Source organism: Vibrio jasicida 090810c, assembly GCF_002887615.1.
GTDB lineage: Bacteria > Pseudomonadota > Gammaproteobacteria > Enterobacterales > Vibrionaceae > Vibrio > Vibrio jasicida.
In genome coordinates, this window is sequence record NZ_CP025793.1 from 1,144,621 (window position 1) to 1,169,424 (window position 24,804).

General features: G+C 42.8%; 18 protein-coding genes and 1 pseudogene. 16 read left to right on the forward strand and 3 right to left on the reverse strand.

Features of this window, described 5'->3' with window-relative positions; genetic code table 11:
• The first annotated feature begins 8 nt into the window (after positions 1-8).
• Together tssF and tssG are read left to right on the forward strand one after the other, a co-directional pair.
• On the forward strand, positions 9-1,757 hold the full coding sequence (gene tssF, locus C1S73_RS22635; RefSeq protein ID WP_038867822.1) for a type VI secretion system baseplate subunit TssF: 1,749 nt from the start codon (positions 9-11) through the stop codon (positions 1,755-1,757).
• Positions 1,754-2,752 carry a type VI secretion system baseplate subunit TssG gene (gene tssG, locus C1S73_RS22640; protein WP_038867820.1) on the forward strand — a complete coding sequence of 333 codons (999 nt, stop codon included), beginning with the start codon at positions 1,754-1,756 and terminating at the stop codon, positions 2,750-2,752. The genes tssF and tssG overlap by 4 nt, the downstream gene beginning before the upstream one ends.
• Before the next feature lie 67 nt (positions 2,753-2,819).
• On the opposite strand, the gene C1S73_RS22645 is transcribed toward tssG, so the two are convergent.
• Genes C1S73_RS22645 through C1S73_RS22655 form a run of 3 tightly spaced genes read right to left on the reverse strand, consistent with a single transcriptional unit; the run spans position 2,820 to position 8,027 of the window.
• Positions 2,820-3,272, reverse strand: coding sequence for an Lrp/AsnC family transcriptional regulator (locus C1S73_RS22645; protein ID WP_009705245.1), 453 nt, complete (start codon positions 3,270-3,272; stop codon positions 2,820-2,822).
• A gap of 32 nt (positions 3,273-3,304) precedes the next feature.
• Positions 3,305-6,694, reverse strand: coding sequence for a type VI secretion system membrane subunit TssM (gene tssM / locus C1S73_RS22650; RefSeq protein ID WP_038867818.1), 3,390 nt, complete (start codon positions 6,692-6,694; stop codon positions 3,305-3,307).
• A gap of 28 nt (positions 6,695-6,722) precedes the next feature.
• On the reverse strand, positions 6,723-8,027 hold the full coding sequence (locus C1S73_RS22655) for a type VI secretion system ImpA family N-terminal domain-containing protein (RefSeq protein ID WP_038867816.1): 1,305 nt from the start codon (positions 8,025-8,027) through the stop codon (positions 6,723-6,725).
• 622 nt (positions 8,028-8,649) lie between these two features.
• Between C1S73_RS22655 and C1S73_RS22660 the strand changes: the two genes are divergently transcribed.
• From C1S73_RS22660 to C1S73_RS22725, 14 genes and pseudogenes are all read left to right on the forward strand, one after another.
• Entirely contained in the window at positions 8,650-9,249 is a 600-nt protein-coding gene (locus C1S73_RS22660; protein ID WP_038867814.1) for a hypothetical protein, read from the forward strand.
• A 9-nt stretch (positions 9,250-9,258) separates the two neighbouring features.
• Entirely contained in the window at positions 9,259-10,776 is a 1,518-nt protein-coding gene (locus C1S73_RS22665) for a type VI secretion system-associated FHA domain protein (protein ID WP_038867812.1), read from the forward strand.
• Positions 10,769-11,269, forward strand: coding sequence for a type VI secretion system lipoprotein TssJ (gene tssJ, locus C1S73_RS22670; RefSeq protein WP_081094945.1), 501 nt, complete (start codon positions 10,769-10,771; stop codon positions 11,267-11,269). Before C1S73_RS22665 ends, tssJ begins: the two co-directional genes overlap by 8 nt.
• A gap of 11 nt (positions 11,270-11,280) precedes the next feature.
• Positions 11,281-12,606, forward strand: a complete 1,326-nt coding sequence (gene tssK / locus C1S73_RS22675; RefSeq protein WP_038867808.1) for a type VI secretion system baseplate subunit TssK — start codon at positions 11,281-11,283, stop codon at positions 12,604-12,606.
• Positions 12,603-13,394, forward strand: coding sequence for a type IVB secretion system protein IcmH/DotU (icmH, locus tag C1S73_RS22680; RefSeq protein WP_038867806.1), 792 nt, complete (start codon positions 12,603-12,605; stop codon positions 13,392-13,394). The genes tssK and icmH overlap by 4 nt, the downstream gene beginning before the upstream one ends.
• 149 nt (positions 13,395-13,543) lie before the next feature.
• Complete coding sequence (locus C1S73_RS22685) at positions 13,544-16,837, forward strand: PAAR-like domain-containing protein (protein ID WP_038867804.1); 3,294 nt, start codon at positions 13,544-13,546, stop codon at positions 16,835-16,837.
• Positions 16,838-17,395, forward strand: a complete 558-nt coding sequence (locus tag C1S73_RS22690; protein ID WP_038867802.1) for an imm11 family protein — start codon at positions 16,838-16,840, stop codon at positions 17,393-17,395. It begins immediately after the preceding gene.
• Positions 17,396-17,752, forward strand: coding sequence for a hypothetical protein (locus tag C1S73_RS22695; RefSeq protein WP_038867800.1), 357 nt, complete (start codon positions 17,396-17,398; stop codon positions 17,750-17,752).
• A 91-nt stretch (positions 17,753-17,843) separates the two neighbouring features.
• Positions 17,844-18,004 (forward strand): annotated as a pseudogene (locus tag C1S73_RS22700) (PAAR-like domain-containing protein); the annotation flags it as partial.
• Between the two features lie 29 nt (positions 18,005-18,033).
• Entirely contained in the window at positions 18,034-18,651 is a 618-nt protein-coding gene (locus C1S73_RS22705; RefSeq protein ID WP_038867798.1) for an imm11 family protein, read from the forward strand.
• A 495-nt stretch (positions 18,652-19,146) separates the two neighbouring features.
• Positions 19,147-19,785: an imm11 family protein gene (locus C1S73_RS22710; protein WP_328586936.1), complete on the forward strand. Its 639-nt coding sequence runs from the start codon at positions 19,147-19,149 to the stop codon at positions 19,783-19,785.
• 273 nt (positions 19,786-20,058) lie between these two features.
• Positions 20,059-22,215: a TonB-dependent receptor plug domain-containing protein gene (locus C1S73_RS22715; protein ID WP_038867793.1), complete on the forward strand. Its 2,157-nt coding sequence runs from the start codon at positions 20,059-20,061 to the stop codon at positions 22,213-22,215.
• Positions 22,209-22,748 carry a YfiR family protein gene (locus C1S73_RS22720; RefSeq protein WP_038867791.1) on the forward strand — a complete coding sequence of 180 codons (540 nt, stop codon included), beginning with the start codon at positions 22,209-22,211 and terminating at the stop codon, positions 22,746-22,748. The genes C1S73_RS22715 and C1S73_RS22720 overlap by 7 nt, the downstream gene beginning before the upstream one ends.
• Positions 22,745-24,670 (forward strand): diguanylate cyclase domain-containing protein, encoded by a 1,926-nt coding sequence (locus tag C1S73_RS22725; RefSeq protein ID WP_038867789.1) that lies wholly within the window; start codon positions 22,745-22,747, stop codon positions 24,668-24,670. The genes C1S73_RS22720 and C1S73_RS22725 overlap by 4 nt, the downstream gene beginning before the upstream one ends.
• Positions 24,671-24,804 lie beyond the last annotated feature (134 nt).

A 24,804-nucleotide genomic window follows, 5' to 3' on the forward strand; every position in this document is an offset into this window, starting at 1 on the left:
GGTGCCACTTGAGTAACAGTAAATACTTCCAAGATGAACTCACGTATTTGCGCGAATCGGGTAGTGAGTTTGCCAAATATCACCCCAAGTTAACGCACTTCCTCTCAGAAGGCACTTTCGATCCAGACGTTGAGCGGCTACTGGAAGGTTTTGCCTTTTTAACGGGGCGAATTCGCGAAAAGATTGATGATGAGTTGCCAGAGCTGACACAATCTCTTATGACGTTGCTGTGGCCGCACTATATGCGTTCTATTCCTTCTCTGTGCATCAGTGAACTCAAACCTCACACTGGTAGTGTCACTGAGAAAACCGTGGTAAAACGTGGCGCAGAAATGGCGAGCGAGCAGGTAGAAGGAACGCAGTGTTTATTCCGTACATGTTATGACGTCAACCTTTACCCTATTACGCTGACCAATATTGAACAAACCAACAGCCGCACAAGCTCTTCGATTGATGTAACGTTATCAACAGAGCATGGTTTGGAACTATCGCGCATTGGTTTAGATACGTTACGTCTTCACCTTCATGGTGAAATTCATATTACGCGCACCGTTTTTCTTTGGTTATTCCGCTATTTAGATTACGTTGAGCTGGATGTTGGTGGTGGCTACAAACATCGCCTTGGCCCTGAATATGTCGTGCCAGTTGGACATGAAGAAGATGAAGCGCTGTTGCCTTACAGCAAAAACTCGTTTGCCGGTTATCGCTTACTGCAAGAATTCTTCTCTCTTCCAGACAAGTTCATGTTTTTTGACATCAAAGGTCTAGAATGGCTAAAAGGAATTCCACAGCGCAGTACAGTCAAGGTGAAGTTCCATTTTAAGCGTGCTTTACCTTCTGAAGTGGTTTTGAAAGATAAGCACTTAAGATTGCATTGTACGCCAGCCGTTAACTTGTTCGAGAAAGATGGTGATCCGATTCGTTTAGAGCATCGCCGAAATGAATACAAAGTTCGTCCTCAAAGCAACAGCCAAGAACACTACGAGGTGTATGCTATTGAACAGGTAGAAAGCTGGAGCAAGGATGAACGTCGTCGTAAACCATTAATTGAATTCGAATCGTTTGAGCACCAAATCAACCAGCGAGACAAGCGTGAGTTCTACAAATCTAAAGTAGGCGAACGAGTGAGCGGTCGTGGCCTTGAGCGTTATATCTCATTCCATACGCACAATGGCAACATTGCCGATTTGGGAACTGAAACGGTCCTGATGAAGCTGCAATGCAGCAATGCAGACTTAGCTGAGCGCCTGTCTGTTGGGGACATTACCTATGCCACCCATAAATCGCCGACGTATGCGACGTTTAAAAACATTACTAAACCAACACAGTCAGTCAGTCCGCAAGTGAACGGTGAGCTTCAATGGCAACTTATTGCTAATATGTCACTGAACTATTTGTCGTTGGCAAATATCGATGTACTTAAAGTGCTTTTGTCTACGTATGATTTCCACTCTCGTGTTGACCGACAAGCACACCGAGCGTCGATTCACCGACTCGACGGCATTATCTCCTCTGAAATGAAACCGATTGATCGTGTGTTCCGCGGCGTATCAGTAAGAGGCAATCAGTTTAAGCTCGTAACGAATTCGAAGTTCTTTGTGAACGAAGGGGATATGTTCTTAATGGCGAACGTATTGAACGAATTCATCCGACTGTATTCCAGTGTGAACTCGTTTACAGAGTTGGAAGTTTTTGATGAAGCCAGCGGTGAAGTCTATAACTGGACGAGCCTAATTGGACAGCAGACGATTCTATGATTAATACACTCTCTGATAAGTCGAATGAGTTTAGCTTCTACCAAGCGGTTTTGTTGTTGGAGAAGCATTACCAACTGCAACCAGAAACTGACTTTGTCGCCGTGGGTGAAAACAAGTATTTTCATCAAGAGCGCATTGAGTTTAGTGTTTCACCAAACTTGTCATTTCCCAAGAGCGATATGGACTTTATCGCTCATATGGAAAGAAATGGACAGCAATACTCGCGCGTAGAGACGAATTTTCTCGGTTTACATGGTTCAAGTTCGCCACTGCCTGCGTCTTATACTGAAAAACTTGCAGGCCGCGACCCAGAAGACAACCCAGTTAAAGACTTTTTCGACTTCTTCCACAACCGCTACACGAGCTTGCTGTACCGCGTCTGGAAGAAATACCGGTATCACGTCCAGTACCAGAGCGGTGCAAGTGATGCGTTCTCAGGGCGTATTCTACATTTAGCTGGTTTGTCTGGTGTCATGCAAGATTGCGATGTTGCGGAGCTGGATAGAGCGAAAATTCTCTCCTACGTCAACCAACTCTCAACACGTACGCGCTCGCCTAAGCTTATCTCCGGTATTGTTGCCCACTACTTTTCTTTACCTAATGTCCGTATCGAGGAGTGGGTTCATCGCCGAGTAGAGATTGCAGAATGCCAACGTAATAAACTAAACCGAGCAAACTGTGTGCTAGGTCATAGTTTGCACTTAGGGCAAAGCATTTCGGATTTGAACGGTAAGTTTAACCTTTGTATCGATAACATTGATTTTGAGACGTTTAGAAAGTTCTCTTATGATGGCGAGTTGCACAATACACTGGTGGGACTGATGCGGTTTATTTTGCGAGATCCAATGTCTTGGGACCTCAAGCTAACGGTTAACTTAGACTCAATACCAGAAAACAATCTCGGTCAAGGTGAAGGGAACAGCCTGGGACAAACCTTTTGGCTTGGTAACCCTAGTGATAAAGACGCCAAGATTCGCGTGATTGGAAGCATATAAGAAAGCCGCTCAATTGAGCGGCTTTTTCGTTTGAGAGCTATTTTACTTATTAAGCAAATAACTCAGCCTAGCGACTGATTGGCTGGTGCAGAACCACCGTTGTATCAAGTTTTTGAATCCCACTGAATGATTCAATCTCGTTACACAAGTGGTGGATTGATTGAAGGTCTGGCGCTTCGATAAGAGCAATAATGTCGAAGCTACCACCAACAACACTGGTTAAACGAACTTCAGGAATCTCTTTTAAGGCACTTGTTACTTCATTTTTTTTGCCTTTTTCGCAAGAGATGAGCAGGTAACTTGCCGCCTTTCGACCTTCGTTCTCTACTCGGATCTGAGCGGTATAGCCCTTGATGATCCCCGTCTTTTCTAACCTGTTAATTCTTTCTGCAACAGCAGTACGTGACAAACCGATGTTTCTAGATAGGTTCGCAATTGATTCGCGTCCGTTTGATAACAGACTGGAAAGGATTTTGCGATCCAACTTATCTAAGCCTTGTAAAGTCATGTTAGAAATCATGTGTTCTGCCTATTCTGGTTTTTATATTGTTATTAAATCGACTCTGGAAGTGTAAAGTTATACAGCTCAGCCAGAGTGAATGGGTTTTTCTGTGTCAATGGGGTGATACGTAGGCTCAAATCCCTTCCTGACACTTTTATGTCACTGACGAAGCTACCGTTATGAGTGTTTGTCAGGGTCGAATCACCTAGCAATCTGTATATTGCCCACTGACCACTCTTATTTAGAACGTGCTGCTTACCCTCGTCGGTTACATCTTGTATCGTGATACTAATATTGAGGTCACCATTCTGCGGTGGCCACTCCATCTCACGAATTCGGCTCGGACCGTGATAGTAGTTAATGTCAGTGTCAGCGATTTTCAAGCTGGCTCTGATCGCACTAGAATCAAGGTCTAATACTTTGGCGCTAAACGGAATATAAACTCGGTTTGTGCTCTTATTAATCAATGTATCTCGGATCACATTGTAATTACGCAATTGCACCAGCAGGGCAGGTGACAGTGGCATGGTTTCGCCATCTACTTGCTTTGGTGTCCATAAGTTTGTGTCGTAAAACGGCGCAAAGTTTTTCTGAATAAAGGTGTCTAACAAACCACCTGATGCAAACAGCAATTCGAAATCTTCGATTGAAATTTCTTCTGTTGCGGTAAGATCAAATGGATATTTACCAAGCCCTAGCTCCTTAAACTTGGTGTAAATCTCGCTGTACCATTGGGTTTGAATGCCTTTTGAAGATTCTGCAATCATCACTGACCAACTTTGTTGGACAACATCCAACAACCAACTGCGTACAGGCTCTGGTGATTTTTGAGCAATCTGCTTAAGTTTGATAAGCGGATCGGCTTCTGTGCTGTTCATGCGGTGTTGAGCCGCTGCTAGTGCGGCCATTTGTGGGTCTGGCGCGTCAGCAATGTCTTTCATGTAAGTACGAACGCGGCTCAATGCGGCAATGGTCTCATCCCATGGAGTAGGGGAGTTCGGTGTTTCACTGACTTGCAATTGGTTGAGTAAGTGGAACGCTTGTTCTACACGCTTCATAAGCAAGTAATCTGGTTTCACTGCTTCTTCAACCGCTTCCGAAGCAGAATCAGCAACTTCTAACAACTTAGGGTTAACTTGTGAAATCAGTGCGTTTTTCTCGCCAACCGGTGAGAACTGTGTGTTGGCATACACTTGTTTCAACACGGTTGTCATCGGTGATGAAGGGCCTGAAATAAGGTCAATCGCGTTTGTTAGATCCCCAACGTTGTTGTAATGCTGAACCTTGAGCTCACTCAGTGCATTTCGCCAGTAGTTGATGTAATCGTCTGTGTATTTCTTACGTACTTGTGTCTTGAAATCATCTTGCTCTGTCTTCGTTGGGATAACATGGTTTGAAAGGCCAAGTACCCAGTTGTCAGTGATGACTTGCTGCGACATTAGATCCACACGCGGACGGTAGAAGGTGCTAAAACCAGTAGACGTGTAGATTTTGTCGATGATTAGACGGTTGTCGGCTAATGGCTCGTTGAACACATTGTTAAACTCAAAGCCTACCGCTCGTTGAAGATCAAGCGTACCGAGGTCGATAGCATCCGCTTGATTCAAAATGCCAGCGTAAACCAAGTCTACGTTTGAGTTTGCAAGTAAAGAGCGTCGAGTTGCGCGAACGATGTCCATGCTGATGTCGACAGGAGCAAACTGAGTACGGAAGTAGGCATCTAGATAGCGCATCGCCTGGTTTACTACATCAGGTTGACTGCTTAGCTCATTCATCATGGCCAATGTTTGATGACGCAAGAATTGAATGTCGCGTTTAGACGGGTCATTTAGCATCAAGTAGCCTTTTAACAAAGGCAGTGAGCGGCTAAAGTCATCTTGGTTATGAGTCAGTTGTAGGCGGTAACCTTTTTCGACAACGGGCATCAATTGTTGAGCCACTTCTTTTAATAGTGCCTCGTAAGCAATCTTGGTGCTTTTATCTAAACGGCTGATGTTCAGTGGTAGAACTTCGTTATCTAGTTCTTTTGAGCCTTCTAACCAAGCACTGTAAGACGGCTGAATCGCACGAGTCGCATTGACTAACAGTTGATTAAAACTTGCTTCTTGCTCTGCTTGAGCGGTGTCATCGATACCAAGCAACTGGTTAATCACTCGTAAGTTACTGTCGAGTGTTTTAACGAAGAAATAGCCACCGCCAGCAAGAATGACAACAGACACAAACATCGCAAGATGACTTTGTCGTTGAATCAAACGTAGGTAGGTTTTGTTCTCACCCGCAAAATCGCTCTCTGGAAGGATCTGAGAATCGATCAGGAACCTTGAGAAGTAAGGAGTTTCTGTTAACTGAGTATGCTCAGAGGCAATGATCGGTAAGTTGAAGTAGTTGCTGCAACTCTTCGCCAGCAGATTGTATTTACGACCACCTTGTAAGCTTGAGCAGAAAAAGATTTCACGGATGTCTAACGAGTAAACACCACTGTTCGATTCACAGAGGCGCTCTAAGATGTAGCTAACCTCAGACTGAGCCAGTTCAAACTGTTTAGGAAAAGAAAGGATTGCCTGTTTTTCGTCGATCTCAGTTGAGTTTGCCGAAGAATCCAGAGCGTTACTTTCCAGCACTTTAACAAGGTTACGGTAACCGTCTTTGTAGTACTCAGTGATCACACCTTTTGCTTCTTTCAACGGTATAGAAAGGAACTCAACACGCGTTTTCAGTGAACTGAAATGAACGTACTCTTTAAAGCCATCCAGTTTATCCAGTTTAGACATCATCAAATACACAGGCAGTGCAGAGGATGTTTTCTCACTGATTGATGTCATACGTTGGAGTAATGCTGTCATGGTGTAATCTTTTTGCTCTGGCTCTGAAACAATCAGGAACTCAAAGTCGATAAAGAACAGACAACCAGCAAAAGGTTTTCTAGGGCGATGACGAATCACTTCGTTAGTGAACGTATTCCACAGTGAAGCATCGCTACTCGACACTTCTTGGAAAACTAAACGTTGATCAGGTTTGATGTACACCGCACCGTCAGACTCATACCATTCGAAGAAGTCATTTTTGGCCGTGCGTGTTCTGTCCATTGGTTTAATTGCACTGGAATTAAACAAAAATTGACGTCGTCCAGACCCTTTATTACCAATCATTAGATAGATTGGTTTTTTACCCGCGTTAGAAAGGAGAGGGCGAATCACCATGGAAAGCGCTTCTTCCTCTGTTTCTAGGCGTTGAGCCTTAGCGTTATTCTTTTTCTTAAACCACAAAGTGAATTGAAAAATAAGGTAGAAAGTGGCAATAACACCAAGACCAACCCAGAGATAAAGTTTGTCTGCGTCTTCAAGCCAGAATAAATACACCCCAGCCAGTATTGCGGCAAATAACAGTGCCACAAAGGTCGAAACCACGATCGGGTTTCTGAGTATTTTTTGTTTGAACATAAGCCTATAACTTCTTTTACTTGTATTGTTATTTGTTGTCGGTTTCCGCAGTTTGTAACTGGTTTATCTTATATAGGTAGGTGTTCAGTAAAAGGAGTGAGCGATCAATTTCCTTTTGCTGGGTGTTCTTTTCTGCGTATTCAATTCGACCAAGAAGCGGAAAAAGTGAATTACTGTACTCATACGCTTTCTTTGAATCTTTATCTGAGTTCTGCTTTGCGACATTGGCAAATACGGTCCTAGCATAGGCAAACCGTTTGTATATGACATCGAATTCAGCCTCGAAACGAGAACGTTGCTCTAAAAAATTCTCTCGAAGTTGCTGTGCAGATGACGAATCTGGATAAAGTATCGTTAACTCACTGGTGAGCTTATCTATCGTATTTACCTTACTAACTTTGACTGGATCAATCGTCCAATCTGTCATTAGAACGTCGAGACGATCGACCGTCGTTGACCTTAAAGAAGTAAGATATTCCTTGTTTTTAACGCTTAGTGAATCAACCAAGGTGGTGAGTTCGCTCAAAGAGGCATGTTCAATCTGGCCTTTAAGTGTTTGGTACTGGTGCTGCTTGTAAATGAAGTGCGACGCAAAAGCCGTCACCATTAAACCGATTATCGAGTAAACCATCACCTTGCTTGACTTAGAGGTCTCAACGTCTTTCTCTTCGCCCTTTTGGGATTGAGTTTTGGTTACTGATGGTTTTGCTGGTGGTGCGATTTCAATCTTTATGCCTGTACTGTCGGGTTTCGCCTGTTTTGCTTCTATCGTTTTGGTTTCTTTTGCTTTTTGTTCTTTAAGCTCTTCAATCCATTGATTCAAAATACGACGAATACGACCAAACGAAGGCGCTTTAATGCCATAGTGAAGGCGAAGCTCTTCTTCAATCCTTAAACAAAGCTGATGAGCAGCCTCAATTAGAGGTAACTCTTCTTGCCTTACTTTATGTTTGTTGATGCGTCTTTCGGTGTTTTCAACCATCCATTCGATAGCGCCCATGCGAGCGTTAGCTTTCGAATGCTCTGGATAAGCGGTATACCAATACACCACACACAAATCGAGTAAAGAGTTTAACCCTTCAACAAGCCCTTTTAGACCCTCATTATGCGTTGCTGCGACAGTAAAGTAGCAACTACAGCGAAAGTCTTTTCCTTGTGTACTTAAAATCTTCTTTGAGAGCGTTTGAACCGTCTTCCATGAAACACGTCCAGTGACCTTATTTAGGTTATTTATTTGACGCTTTATTTCGTCAAAATCATCTAAGCCATTAGGGTTTGAGCCGCTGGGATTACTTTCATCGATCGGCCTTCTGGTGAAGTCGCTGAAAAACATAATGTCTAATTCCAACTGAGTATATATAAAGACAGTAACCAGTGATTAAAATATAAATACTGCACTATCATCTTTTTTTTGTGGGATTTTATAGGCAAAAGAAAGAAATTGAATAATAAATAATATGTAAATCAATGTAATTTAACTTAGTGTGACATTCGTTCACATTTTTGCTGTCAGGTGTTGATTTATTTGGCATTTGTAAAGGTGATGTGCATTCCATTTATAGTAAGAATATTCGATGCGAATTGGCTTTTATCATTTGTATTGATTATGAGAATGGTCTTAAATTTGAAGCAGTGTTGTATTATTAAAATTAAGATTAACTTGTTTAGTGGTCACTTTAATAGCGTTTGCTTATTAAATGTAGCCTGATGTGTTTGCTCGTTTTATAGATGGCTCCCAAATATAAGTAGCAACTAAATTAGTAAAGTTCATTATCTAACCAAATATATTCAAATTTTCCTTGCCGCCTTTATGAATATATCCATAGTTATATTGCTTTAATTTATAGGCGTTTTGCCTTATTTGATGGCGCTATTTTTTACCTTATTGAAAAAGAAAAGAGAGTTGATATCTTTCGCCTCTAAGTATTATTACAAGGCTTACCTAGAGGGACGAAATGCTAAAACCAAGTCAAGTGGGGCTGATTTCAGCCATGTGTCTGTTTTCTACTTTTGCAATAGCGAAAGGGGAACGATATGGCGGTTCAGTAAACATGCTTATGGTGGAAAGCCACGACTACGACGAAGGTTCTAGCGGCGATCAAGAGGCTTTACGTTATGGCTTGGTGCATACGCGCCCAATCGATGAAAACAACAACCGTTGGCGTTGGTGGTTGGGATTTAATTATCTCGCAGAAGACATTGATGCTCCGGCAAATGGCGTCTACGAAGAGGTCACAAACTATGAGTTTCGCGTTGTGCCTCAATATGCACTGAGCTCTTGGAGTATTTTTACCCCTTATATTGGTGCCGGCCTGTCTTTAGGGTATTCCCAATATTCAAATCGTTGGAAAGTCGATCAGGATGGTTTCCGTTATGAAGCCATCGAAGACATTGACCAATTTGAACTTGGCGCTGTCGTTACGTTAGGTACCGCAATCAAACTTGGTAGCAACCCTGACGCCCACATTCAAATCATTCCGCAAGCTTCCTACATTCTTCCTGTTGTAAATGATGGATTGGGTGGCGTTGAACTCTCTGTTTCACTGCTATTTTAAGGTTTAGCAATGCGCTTACATCAGCTAGTCCTATTCATTTCGAAATGCCCAGAGGAATACACGGGTGCGAAGCATATTGAAATGCCGGAAGGTGGCGGCTCAGTAGGGCGAGCATCCAGTTGTACCTTGCCTTTGGCGGATCACAATCGCTTTATTTCAGGAACGCACTGTCTGATCAGTGTTTACGGTGATACGTATTACATCAGCGATGTCAGTACAAATGGAACCATGGTCAATGGCAACAAGATACTGAAAAACCAGCCAGTCTCGATTGTCGACGGTGACATTGTTTCTCTGGGTCAATACGAAATTGGCGTGTCGCTAGAGCACGTTACTGCTTCACAAGACATTGCTGCCGATATTGCTCCTGAGCGTGTTTCTAACGACCCGCTTGTTAACTTAGGGGAGGCGGTAGTCGAAGAGGAAGAAAAAGTAGGCGCATTAGAAGACTTGTTCATGGAAACAAAACAAGACGATGTTGATAGCCACGACCCTATTGCGCACCTCAAGTTTTCCATGCAACGCGATGATGACCACTTAATCAGAAACGAAGAAAAAGATCAGGAACCTCAACCTAGTTCTATCGAAAATACGCGTCAAATCGTAGACGACAGTTTCAGTATTCATTCCGAATTGGATTTACCTAACCTGATCCCCGAAGATTGGTTAGGTGCAGGCACCAAAAGTAACGAATCAACGCCTGTTCAAACCAAGAGCGATTCACAGCCCCAAGCAAACACGCAGCGAGCTCCAGACGATTTTTACCGTAAAGAGACTTCGTCTAATGCTGAAGAGTCATTGATGAGTGACCGTTCGCCAAGTCATCAGGCGAACGGTGATGCTTCCTATCAACAGAGTGCGCCTAAAAGCGAACCGGTTGGACAAAAATGGGAAGAGGTCACGCAAGCATTTATCCCTTCTTCACAAATAACGGATAAAAGTCAGCAGCCAGCGTCAGAAACAAAAGTTGGCTTTGTATCGAATTCGTCTTTCGATGGGGCTGGAAGTGAAACCCATAATGATATTAGCCAAGCATTCTACGAAGGGTTAGGTATCACCAACCCCGACTTGATAAGTAATGAAGCCTTGTTGTTTAAGCAAATGGGTACGTGCTTACGCTTGTGTATCGATAACTTGCAAAAAGACCTTCACGAAGTGGAATCTTTGAAAGAAGAGGAAGGGCTGAGCCAAGCAGAGTCGAATCTTGCCGAGCTCATGTTGACGTTAAATAGCCAGAATTTACTCGCGCCAAACGAACTAGTCGAACAGATGCTTGATGAACTTAATGATCATCAAATTATTTTTAATAAAGCGCTCAATGAGTTGCTGATTGAGCAATCAGAAACGAATGACCCTGTCACGTTTGCAAATGATGTAGCAAGCAAATCGATGTTTGCAACTAAATCTAAGCTCTGGGGCGAGTATTTGGAGTTTTACGCGAAGAACCGTCGTCAGTTCAACGAAACATCGTTGAAAGGTCTTATTAAAAAGAACTACAACAAAGCGATTAAGGGAAGCCATGCGTAGTATCGCTGTATTACTCGGATTTGCATTGCTATCCGGATGTTCCATGTGGGATCAGTTAAAAGAATCAACAGGCATCACGCCAGAAACTTCTTCTATTGAGTTAGTGATAGAGGCGTCGTCGGTTTTAAACGTACGTGAGGGAGGCCAATCATCGCCAGTTATCCTTCGCGTTCATGAGCTAAGTTCACCAGTACTTTTCCGTAGCCTAGACTTTTTTGCATTGTTTGAGAACGATAAAGCGTCATTGGGTGACGAATACATCAAGCGTTACGAATACCAAATCCAGCCAGGCGACAAAATCCATGAGATGTTAACGCTTGATCCAGCTACACGCGCTGTCGGCTTCTCGGTCGCTTTCCGTGATATTGATGGCTCGTCATGGCGAAAAGTGGAAGTCATTGAAGAGAAGAGCGAGTACTACCTGAAGCTCAAGTTAGAAGGCAGTGAGTTGATTTCTGATAATACTCGCGGCATTGAACAAGTTTACTTTTAAGGAATAAAAGCATGTCTTTATACAATCCAGTTGTTTGGCAAGATGGAATGTTCATGAAGCCGCAGCACTTTCAACAGCTTGATCGTTCACAAAGTAAACTTTCTAGTATGTTGAGTTCAAACGCCTCGCCCCTGCATTGGGGCATTAAGCGTTTAGAAATTAACTCGCAGTTACTTGCGCTTGGTAAGATTGGCATCACTCGGGCAGAAGGTATTTTGCAAGACAGAACGCCTTTTGATTTGCCACTGTTGGCAGAATTGCCAGAAGTGAAAGACGTTGACCCTTCGATTGCCGACAAAGTGGTTTATCTCTGTTGTCCATTACCGTCAGAACGTTCTGAACTGTTCGGAACGAAGAAAGACGGCGCACGTTACACGATGGAATCTCAAGAAGCGGTTGACGCTTGTTATGATTCAGAAGATATGGCAAACATCGTAGTTGGTAAGCTTAACTTCTGTTTGATGTATGACCATGAAGACAAGAGCGCATACACATCGATTCCGATCCTAAAAATTTCAGAAGTAAAGCCAGATGGCAGTGTTATCTTAGATGAGAGCTTTATTCCGACTTGTATTGATATTCATGCTTCAACCGTACTGAACAAGTTCGCGACTGAATTTGCTTCTATGTTGAAACACCGCGCAGAGTCTATCGTTCAGCGTTTAGGTGTTGTCGACCAGCAAGGCGTATCCTCAGTTTCTGATTTTATGCTGCTCCAAGCGCTTAACCGATACGAGCCGTTATTTTGGCACTTTGCGAGTGCAGAAGGAGTACATCCAGAATCGCTGTATCGAATTCTCCTTCAAGCGGAAGGTGAGCTTTCAACGCTTTGTTCAGCAACGCGTCGACCAATTGAGTTTACTAAGTACAATCACGGTGACTTAACCAGTTGTCTATCACGTGCACTTGATAGTGCGAAGATGACGTTAAGTGTGATGTCTGAGCAACGAGCAATGCCACTGACACTAAAAGATCAGAATTACGGCATTCGAACAGCAGCAATCCCAGACAGCAAGATCATCGATACTACGACCTTTATTCTTGCCGTTAAAGCCGATGTTACGCTGGATATCTTACATACCCAGTTTGTTAGCCAAACGAAGATCGGTTCTATCGATAATATTCGTGATCTGATTAACCTGCAGTTACCAGGTATCGAGATCAAACCAATGCCAGTTGTACCTCGTGCGCTGCCTTACCATGCGGGTTACACCTATTTCGAACTCGATAAGACGGGCGAAGAGTGGTCAGCACTGAAAAACACAGCGGCGATTGCGATTCATGTCGCGGGTGATTTCGCTAACTTGTCATTGCAACTTTGGGCAGTACGTCTATGAGTTATGCAGAAACCGATGTAACCGTCGTTCTATTTCAACCAGAGCCTGGCAAACCGATGGAGGTGATGCCAGCGCCTGATTTGTCGCGCAATATCGCCGTTCAAGACCTCAACATCGAGAGTATGGGTATCAACCCGTTAGTCGACCAATTCTCTTGGTTGATCGCGAGTCTGTCTTGTATGTCGTCGATTCCATGGCTAGATGACCCAATGCCGTTTCGTGAACAGGTGGCTCGTGAGATCAGAAAGGGCGAACGTAAGCTCAACGAAATGGAATTGGATCGCGCATCCATTTTGGTTATCCGCTACTGCTTGTGCGCAGCAATAGATGAGTCTGTCTGTCGTCAGGAGTGGGGAGCAAACAGTCATTGGAGCCAGAACAGTTTGTTGTCAGAGTTTCATAATGAGACCTCTGGTGGTGACAAGTTCTTCGTGATTTTGGAGCGCTTAAAAGCAGACCCTCGCAAGTACCGACACGTCATCGAGTTCCTCTATTTACTGCTTCAACTTGGCTTCCAAGGTAAGTACGGACGCGAAGAGCGAGGCAACGAAAAACTCGCGGAAATCGGCAGCACTATCTATCGACTCGTGCGTGATGAACGTTTAGCCGAGCAAGAGAAAGTATCTTTAGTCAACCTTAAAGCCAAATACCTTAAGAAGCCGTTAAAAAGGGTGATTTCACCCAAGCTGATTTTAGGGGTGAGCGCGATCACCTTTGCGGTCATGTATGTCGCGACCTACATGGTGATCGACCTTAAGTTTCAAAAGTTGTTGGAAATGTATCAATAACCAGAAGATCTCAAATTGAGATCTTCTGCCAGCTTTAAACTTTATCGTGAATATCACTGGCGATTTAGTGGAATTCACTAGTCATTTAGAGAGATTGCATTGTGCGATCTCTTTTATTATTCAATCAACAAAATTCAAATGGATTGGTTATGGGCGTAACAGTTGGTGCAAATGGACTTTCGATAGTTCATAAAGGCTCAGGTGGTGAAGCGAATGCAACGCTCCCAGATGTTTGTTTAACGAAGGTCGGTAAGCCGATCGTTCCTATCCCTTATGGCAACAATGCTAAATCGGCAGACCTTGCAGGTGGTACAACGACTATCTCTATGGATGGCGGCAACAGTGTCGCAATCAAAGGCAGTACATTCTCAAAAAGTACCGGTGATGCGGGTGGCGATAAAAAAGGCGTCGCATCCGGCACGATAGAAGCCGAAGCAAAATTCATCTCAGCCTCACCAACGGTTAAGTTTGAAGGCAAGGGCGTATGTCGCTTGTCCGATCAAATGACCATGAACAAAGCCAACACCATGTGTATTAGTGGCGCACAAAACCCATCGGTTTCTGTGACGGAAGTGCAGGAAGGGACGTATACGCTGGATATAGAGTGCCGCTATCCTGATGGAGAACCTCTTGCTAATGCGAAGTTTAAGGTTTTTGACGGGAATAATGCTGAAATAGGAAGTGGAATACTTGATTCTAATGGGCGCAGTAGTGTGTCCTCTTTACCCCCAGGTGAGTGCTATGTCGTCTACGAGGAAGATTCAAGAAAATATGAAGCTAAAACATCTCGTGGCTTAAATGGACATAAATATGAGTGGAGCGATGACGAACTTTTTGCCCATTGTGCAAAAGAAAAACTCCCGTTTTGGGAGCCTAGAAGTGTCGACAGCGTCCGTAGTACTTGGGGTGTTTTTGACGAAAACTTAGGTTCAGATAAAGACTTTATCTCACTGTTAGCAACGGAAGTCAGAGCGCACTTTGAGTATGAGTTAACAGAGAAAGAAGCGAATGATATCTCGCAAAATATCGCGCTACTATTTGGCACAAACGATGATTATTCTGTAGTAGCAAACGAATTGATAGCTCAAGTCGCGCCAATCATTGATAAAAACGGTGTAACGCTTAACTTATTACATTCCATACATGAAGATGAATCGCACAACAATATACTGGCTCTTTTGAGGCAGCAAGGTTACGGTGATTCAGAGAAGTATTTAAAAGAATTAAACTGGGATGACTGGACAAAGTTAGTCTCTGGGCAGCTTGACACCATACTGAGCAAAGTCGTTCAACGATTTGATACTCTGTCAAAATACGCTTCGATGAAAGGGTATCAAGTTGCTTACGATACGTTGCAGGTTCAAGCAAAAAGTGCCAACGAAGTAAAAGCAAAACTACCAGATATCACCGCTTCAGGTATGGAGAAGCTGCAAGAGAAAAGTTCAAAACTGATTTCTAACGGTGCAAAGCCAAAAGTCGTGAATAACTTTTCTAATGGACAAACGACTCAATCCGAAAAAGTATCAGATGTCGTACACGCAGAAAGAACATTACCAGTACCTTTTGCATTGGAGTTGTGTTACGACGACAAAGAAAAAACACCAGTATCGAATGTACCTTATAAACTCACTTATAGTAGTGGTGAGGTCTTCGAAGGCCTACTTAATGGTAAAGGGGTCGCAAGTGTTTATGGGGTTCCTCAGCACGAAGTGCCGAAAATTGAGTTCGGTGACCGAGATAAAGCAGCCAAAGCCGAAGCGGATCGTCCGGCACAGTTAGACGTACTAAAAGAGGAAATCAAAAAGTATGCCGATTATCTTGTAAAAGAAACCATTGCTTACAATGCTACCCAACCAAGTCCTCAGAAAGAATTACTTGAAGAGCTGAAGGCGCAAACTGAAGAAGAATTAAACGAACTTCGAGCGAGAAAAGCCGAGTTAGACAGTGCGTCGACGACAGAATACGTTTGGGAAATGGCTAAGTCATCAATCGAAGGGGTGGGAGATGGTGTAACAAACTATGTGCCTGACTTTGGCGAGATTGGCGATTACCTAGATGCGCTCGATATTGACCTCAGCGTATTAATTTATGCCATTACGACCGGTGATATTGATGAGCTAGAAGAAGCGTTAAAGCGAGTTGATCGAGGGGCTCTGTACTTACAAGAAGCAACTGAAGCGATGGAGCGACTACTTCTTATCATTTCTGATCAGGAAATTAGAGAATATCTGCTAACTATTCCTCAGCTATATCTGGACGCATTACCTGCAGATGAAGCGGTGAAATATAGCCTATCCCTAGCGACCCAAAAGGGTATTGATGGAGCAATAGTAGTTGGCGGGACTGCTGCCGGTACTGCCGCTGGCGGTGTCGGTGGCCCCGCAATGGCTGTCTTATTGACAGGTGCAACGACAGCGAGATCGGCTGGTAAAGTAGCAGAGCCTTTATTAAAAGCTTTGAATAATGTGGTTGCAGGCAAAAAGCATTCGAAAAATAACCATAAAGAGAAGCCTGAAGACGATGAGACTAAACTGGAGCGTGGGAAATGTTCACTGTGTGGAAAGCCTATTCGCCCTAAAGACAAAAAGCGTGGTAAGAAGAAAAGCAAGAAGACGGCCGATGAGGGCGACGAGTACTGTAGTGCAGAGAAAGGCTATCAGGGAGAGCTCTATGAAAAAGGCCACCCAAACTATGGGTATACAAAAAGAGGTGGAAATTTTAAAAATGCCACAACTGAAGAACAAAAGCATAATCCGTGGAAATTCTTAGGGTATGGCAGTCAATATAACCACCCTTGGTACAGGTTGGTCTATGACAAACAGAATGGTTCCTACACTCGACCACGTCATATTAAAGGGACTAAGGCATATGGAAAGAGCGCACCAAGCGGTATTCTTGCTGCGCATCACATTATTACAGTTAATGAAATGAAGGGAAACCACTTCCTTTTTGAGTTCTTACCTCAAGTTGGATATGATCTTAATGAAAAGCATAATATTACTGTACTGCCTATGCTTCCAGAACTTGGCTGTGATTTAGGTGTCCAGATTCACAATAGTAACCACCCTGATCCATATACACAATCTGTGAAAACCCGTCTCAAGAAGCTTGAAACCAAAATTAAAGCAGGCAAAGCGTGTAAGGGGGATCGGAATACGCTGCATAAATTAGTTGAAGAAATATCTAAAAAAGTTCTTGAGAGGATGAACAAGAATGTTGGTGGTAAACGGCCTGAAGAAGGGGTTATTTCTAGACCGGAAAAATGGGGAGATGACTATCTTTCTGGTAACAAAGGATGCCGTAACCAACTTAAAGAATCAGAAAAGTTGATTACGCATGGGGCATGTATTCATAGGTTAAGTGAAACAAGCCATGATTTACGTGATATAAGCGGTAATGTAGCGCCTTTGCCAAGAGTGAATAAAACGAAGATAGGTAAATAGATGAACTATTATCGAATGATGTGGAAGTTTATAGAAGATGAGGCGTCATTTTCTACAGAAGAGGTTTGGTATCGTGTCCATGATATCTACAACCCTAATATTAAGGCTTACACTACTCCTATAAAGGTAAGTGTTGATGAAGTTTACGAGCAGCGTCAAATGTCTGATATGTTGAAAGCAATTGACTTTTTGCCTCATAAAAAAGTAGTTCAACAACTGTTATCGCAACAAATTACTGGCATTCAGTTACTTCCGGCAGAGGTGGACGTAGATGGTACTATTTACAATGATTACTGGTTTATGAATGTCTTTGCTCGTTATCCAGTTTTAAATATCAGCGAGTCCGAGGCGGAGGACTTCAATGAAGATTATGAAGCTTATGAAGACCTGATGTTTACAGTTTTGGATAAAGACAAGCTGAGTAAAGTTAATGTTATGCATGACATCTTTCGTTGTTCTGAGTGCCCTGACCATATCATTGCTAATGAAAGAGTAAAGCAATTGTTTGAATCCAATGGCTTTACCGGCGTTGCTTTTAATGAAGTGAAGGTGGTGTAAATGAACTGGATAAAACAAACATACTTAGGGTCAGAGCTTTTCTCACATAATGTAAAAGTAGATAGCTTACTTAAAACTCCAGACCTTCTTTTCGACTTTACAATATACCCAGGGCTATATGTAAGTGATGATTTGGACCTAGATGAAGTATTTGAGTCACACCACGCAATGGTGAGTGTCTCATCAAAAGAAAATTATGGGTATGAATTCATTCATGCTGTTCCGAAAGGGCAGTCATCAGATAGCATTTCTCACATAACATATGATGAAAGTGGGTTGTATTTATCTGAAGCTTTAGTTGATGCTTTAATTAGCTGTAAACCAGTAACGGTGATGCATAGACAGTTAAGCTTGTGAGCTATTTCCCAGCTTAGTCAAATACAATAAGCGCCGAAAGGCGCTTTTTCATTGGCATAAGATTTAATCGAAAAATTATGTAGATGCACATTTCTCAAAAAGTATTGGTGAAGCGGGCGGCGATAAAAAAGGCGTCGCATCCGGCACCATAGAAGCCGAAGCAAAATTCATCTCAGCCTCACCAACCGTTAAGTTTGAAGGCGAGGGCGTATGTTGCCTGTCCGATCAAATGACATGAACAAAGCCAACACTTTCTAAAGATGCTTAGAATAGGAAAATACATGAAATACGATAACCAGTATTATTTACTGTGTGAGTCTGGCCATGCCGGTTTTCATATGCTTGGGCAGACTGAAGAATCTGATAAAGGATTAAGACATTTAATGGCTACACGTTCGCTAAGACGTGAAGTAACAGGCGTAGGGAAGGTTAGAGTATTTGAAGGAAACAAGAAGAATTTCTCCCCTTGTGATTACCATGAAATTTCAGAACAAATGGTATCAGAAAAATTTAGACAGGCTTTATTACCATTTGACCTTCAGGGGGTCGATTTTTATCCAACAGAAGTGACTAACGGTGACAAAGTCTGGCCTAATTATTTTATGATGCATATTTGGAATAACTATAGAGCTATACATCAAGGCCGTTCAGTCATTGATGGGATATATGTAAAAAATGACTTTTTTTTAAAAGCATTGTCGTTAGATGAAACGGTTTTAGACAAAATCCCCGTTGAAGAGCGTTTGGTATTTACCTTAGATGAAGATCCTAAGTTTTTGTTCCATGAAACAGTTGTCGATGCTCTTAAAGCGGCAAATCTTACCGGTGTTGGTTTTATAAGGGTTGACCAGTGGGGACCCGCTGCAATGTTTAGTGATGATGACTTCGGTGATTTATAGGTTTGTTGCTTCTCTGAATCTTCGCTTATATGACAAAGTAGGTGTACTTCTGTAGCAAAAAGCAATACTGGTTCTTCTCATCTTCGAGAGAAACAAAACGCAGATAGGTAATTAACATGAAATATTATCGAATGATGAAAGTGGGTTGTATTTATCTGAATCTCTAGTCAAAACGTTAATTGACTGTAAACCAGTAACGGTAATGCATAGACAGTTAAGCTTGTGATCTATTTCCAGCTAAGTCAAATACAATAAGCGCCGAAAGGCGCTTGTTCATTTAATACTAGATTTAATCTATAAATCATGTAAACACACCTTCTTAAGTGTTTTTTCCGAAGGACGGCAAGCCGATCGTTCCTATCCCTTCCAGCAACATAGATAAATAAAAAGATCTTGCCGGTGGCACAACCTTTACTTCTATGTACTAAAGCCTTTGCATCATAATCCATTGGCAGTGAGGGGGAATAAAAAAACAATCAAATTCAGAGGTACAAGATGGATTCCAGAGGTAGGAAAATGAACCATTACAACGAAAAGTACTATATTGTTTTCGAGAAGTATGATGAAAACACCTTATATCTAAAGCCTCAAAAGCACTCTTCAATGAGGGACTATGAATTTACTAAATTAAGTGGTAGCGAACCGATGTTTTTTGAAAACGGTTATCGTGAAGAAGATACAGCTCGTGGCGTATCAAGACCGTTAAAAAAAGTTCATTTAGATTCTACTTACCCGGTCATAACGGACGAAATTAAAAAGTCACTAGGCAAAGTTGAAAACGAATATTTCCAGTTGTTCCCAGCAGTTATTGTTGATGATTCGGGGAAATATCACGAAGAGTACTGGGTGTTTAACGTGTTTGAGAAAATGGATGTGTTGAACTTAGAAGAATGCGATATTGATGATTTTGATCCTGAAGAGACAAGACACACTATTGACAAGTACAGTTTAGATACTGATAAGCTGGATGCTTTAGCCGAGAAAGAGCGATTGGTTTTTATGCCTAAGTATAGCGATTACTCTCATATAATGGTCAACGAAAGTGTGGTTAAGGCATTTAAAAAACACAATGTAGATACGCTTAATTTTGTTAAAGTCTCTGATTGGGAGATGGGACTACAGTTTGTTAGTTAGTCCTGCCGTGAATAGAATGTCTAGCATTAGATTGTGAACTTAAAGCGCCATTCGGCGCTTTTTACTCTCTACATCCAACACCCATTATACTCACTATCTGGCACATCAATTAATCGTCTCGACAAAAATAACTCAGCGTAATTGGCGTTGGTTTAAAATGAACCACACTAGGGCAAATGGTACACTGTACTCATATAGATATACTGTAAATTAGCGTTTGAACCTCTTCCCCATAACATTGATATTTAGCGTTCAAACGTTGAGAAAACCCATATGCGTTTGTCGTTAAACCTCGTGATTGCATCCACTTTTGTAGCTGTTGCTCCAGCTGATGCTAACTATGATCTTGATTCCCTGCTAGAGATGCCACTGTGCTCGTTAGCAGACACAAAAGTTGTTTCGGCAACTCGTACCTCTCAATCCCTTGCGGACACGCCAGCTTCGGTTTATGTGATTACAGCCAAAGAGATCCAACGCTCTGGTGCTCGTTCTGTGGCTGACGCATTATCTTTGGCACCTGGTCTTCATGTCGCCAAGTTCTCCAATTACGATTGGGGGGTCAGTGTGCGTGGCAATAATGAAACACTTAACAACAAGATGTTGGTCATGGTAGATGGCCGCAGTGTGTTCAATCCAATGTCATCCGGTGTTAATTGGGATTTAATTCCCGTTAGCATGGACAACATTGCCCAAATAGAAATCGTTCTGGGCCCGGTTGGGACAGTGTGGGGTGGTAATGCCGTGACAGGAGTCATCAACGTCATCACTAAAGAAGCAGAAGGCTCGGCAAAAGGGAAGGTGTCAGCAAGCTTTGGTAATTATGGCTACAGTGAATATCAATTGCATCATGCAGGATCAATTGGTGAGTACACCAACTACAGTGTTTATGGTGAGTTTGTTGATCACAAGCCTTGGACAAGTGATGAGGCTCGCGTGGCTCCGCTGCAACATTTTAACGTATACACTGAACGCTTTGGTGGCCGATTAGATTATCAAAAGCATGAACACACGTTGAGTGTACAAGCTGGTGGTATTCGCTCTCGCGAAGACTACAACTGGGGTAATTATCAGCCTCACTTTGTCATGCCCGGAGCAGAACCGGTCAACTTTTATGAAACCGAAATGACCATGCAAGAGTACTTTGTTGGGGGCCATCATATTTTTGATCGTCCTAGCGGAGACCGATGGGAAAATGAAGTTTGGTTAACCTATAGCTCTAACGACATTTCACACGATAATGCGCGATTTTTCCGAACAGATCTAGACTCCCATTATACCTTTTCAAATCTATGGGGAACCGAGTTTACTGTTGGTGCCAATATTCGGCTTATTGATGAACAGTTTGGAACTTTCGATAAACACGATGAAATGACGATGCCTTATTTGCGCTTATCGGACAGTCCAGATTTTCTCAACCAATCGTATGGTCTGTATGCCAACTGGAGTATTCCGTTGGACGAGAGAACCAAACTGACATTAGGTAATCGCTGGCAATACAACAACCTTACTCATCATGTCGATCCACAACCACAGGTGCGTTTGAGTTATGAGCTCGCGAATAACCAACGATTGTGGGCGGGTTGGGGTAAAGCAATAGTGACGCCGTCACGATTGGAACTGAACACGTATATGCGTGAAAACCATTATATGGAAAACGTACAGTTCAGCGACGGTAATTACTATGACTACTATTACAGTTACCTATTAAAAGGGAATGAAGACCTAGATGTAGAATCAGTCTCGACCTACGAGCTTGGATACCGTTTGTGGGATGAGAACAAACTGCAATTCAATATTGGTGGCTTTTATACTCGTCATGAAAATATTCGTGTTTATAAAACGGATTCTGCGACACAAGCGATTGTTACTGGTGGCTCATCACCGGGCACGGTTGGTACTGTTGTAGAGCAATACACATCCAGCTTAGTTGATCCGATCTGGAGTGAAAGTTTTGGTGGAGAGGTTTCTGTGAAGTGGCAACCTCGTCAAGACATTCAAATAAACGCCAATTACAGTTACAAGCGTATTGTTGGCCATTGTGAGGGCGCTATTTGCTCTAACAACAAGGCCGTGAAACGTATGATTGAAAATGAACCGAATCATTTTGTTAACGCACAGGTAATGTGGGACATCACGCCACAATGGTGGGTCAGTGTGACTGGTCAGTATGTTTCTGAATCTAAGTTACACGATGATTACGAGTCGGCTTTGAATCCGGTTAACGTAGCGAATAAAGACTACAATTGGCCGGAAGTGGTTTCCTTTGATGCATCGGTAAGTTGGCAATACAACGATTGTTTGCCACAAATTACAGCGTCGGTAGAAAATCTAGGTGCAGACCAAAGCAAAGAGTTTCCCAACAACTACAACCCTTTCGCTAATGGAACGCAATACTGGCTAACGCTCGATTGGAACTACGCTCAATGGTAAAACGGTTTGAGCGAAGCTCAGCAGTGAAATGGGTAATAGCGATTTGGGCACTGCTCAGCGCGACGTTTGCCTTTGCTCAATACGATGATGCGGATCTGAAAGCCGTTTATTTATATCGTTTTGCTTTGCTCGCCGATTGGATAGCGACGGGAGAATCCATCGCCCCAGTTGAGTATTGTGTGTCTGAAAGTGACTCTGTTGGCGAGCACCTTAAAAACATCGTTGCTCGTAAGCCGCAGTTATCTCGTTACTATGATTTATCAAATCCGGTGACGCCGAACACCTGCCATATCTTGTACATACCGCAAGCAAAGAAGTCCCAAATCTTACTGTTGCGCGATCAATACCCTCATTCGTTGTTGATCAGTAATGGCGAAGAGTTCGTGAAAATAGGGGGCATGGTCGCCTTTGTTAAGGTAAACAATCGTATTCGTCCTATGGTATCTCGTAGTCACGTCGCGCCAACACAGATACAACTGCGTGCCCAACTATTGAGTATCTCCTTATTGGTTGAAGATGAGGTCGCGCCATGATCCGTTCTCGTCTCGCTCGTTTGCCTTTAAGGCATAAGATGATGTTGCCTACATGGCTAATGATTACTCTTATTGTCATTGGTCTTGGTACGCTCGCGATTCAATACGTGGTACTTGCACAAGAAAAGGCGTTGGAGCGTCGTGTTGATATTCTTGGCCAAGGGGTGGCGAACACGCTACAAGCGGCATTGATGTTTGATGATGCATACACGGCAAAAGAGCAACTGACCAACCTGAGTTTCGACCCTGACATTATTTCCGCGGTCGTGATCAATCAGCATGACAAAACAATTGCGTCGATAGAAGATCTGCCAGCAGGTTGCCACTGGCAAGAGCGTCAGGTGATTTGTTCACATCTCAACGTTGTGATGCGTCATAACGATGTCTTATTAGGTGATGAGAAGTTGGGCGCACTCGAAATATGGGTTTCTTTAGAGAACCTATTAATAAACGAACGGAAAATGTGGTTATCGCTTGGCGTTATCGTTTTCTTACTTTCGTTGTGTGCGTGGGCGCTGGCAAAGTTACTACACTCATTAATTTCATTGCCATTGCTGTCGTTGCATCGTTCTGTTGAGCATATGAGTCGTGTCGGGGTCCTCCGAAAAACATTGCCAGTTTATCATCAAGATGAAGTTGGTAAGCTAACAGAATGCTTTAATGAAATGACCATGAGTCTGGCTGAACGTGAATCACAAGTGGCGCAAGTGTTAAAGCGTGTTGAAGATAAAAACCGTTATATCCATAGTGCACTCGACGCAATGCAACGTTGCGTACTCGTAGTTTCGTCAAATCACCAGGTGACGTACTTCAACCCTATAGCGGCAAAAGAGCTAAAAGGGATGGAATCAAATTCGGATGCGAGAAGCCTCTTGATGAGTCACTTCGAGCCTATGTTGAAAGTAGAGCGTATCCTGTTTGCAATCGATACGCATACTACAGTGAAAGGGTTAGAAGTTCGTAGTGTTGACAAGACTAAGCGCTATTTGATCTCTTGTAACCCGATGGACACAGAAAAGAGTAGCTTGATTCAGCTTCAAGACATTACGGAGCAAACGCTATCGGAGCAAAGACGTAAGTTACTCGATCTAATGTTTGATCAAAACCAAGACGCCATATTGGTATTGAATCGAGCTTTAAGCGTTCAAACTCAAAATCAATCTGCGACACAGTGGTTTGGTGAGGTTAATGCATTAAAAGGTCTAGAATTGTTTTCACCTTTTGAAGTGACGAAAGCGATTAAATTAAGGTTATTGAAAACGGGTCACTACAAAACGCACGTTGATGTAAAAAACCAACAAGGGCGTGTGATGCCGTGTGAGCTGAAGGTTCGCGCTTTGAAGAGTGAAAATGGACGTGCAGAAGCGTTTGTGGTCTCATTTACGGACTTGACGATTGACATCGAGTTAAAACGTTTAAATTATCAAGCAAACCATGACCCATTAACCGGCTTAGCCAACCGCTCAAAAGCGTTACGTCGACTCCAGGAAAAGCATGATGTGGGTGCCTCACAGCATATTTTATTCTTAGACCTAGATGGATTTAAAGCGGTTAATGACCAATACGGTCATGCGGTTGGCGATCAATTATTGAAAGCCGTTGCTCAACGTTTGGTCAACTGTGTGGCGAGAAGGGATCTTGTGTCTCGTCTTGCTGGCGATGAATTTTTGATTGCGGTTCGTGAGGCTTCGAGTTGTGAGCCGATCGCGAATCGCATCATAGAAAGCCTAGCGAAGCCCTTTTACTTTGGCGATATCACTTGCTATATCTCTGCAAGTATCGGTATGAGTTATTGGGCGCGAGAAGATAACTCGACGTTGGATGACCAAATTAACGCTGCGGATATGGCTATGTATCTTGCGAAAAAGGGCGGTAAGAATCAGTACCAAGCCTGTTTAGAGCCTGCTTGTATTTTGGATTAACTTAATAGCCACACACTATGCGATCGAGCTTCAAGTACGAGCAAATAGAGGTGTGGCTTTTAAATGTACGTCATTGTCCATTTTATCTTTTCAGAATATAGCGCATGTTATTCTGTTTGATTTTTGAGCGAAAG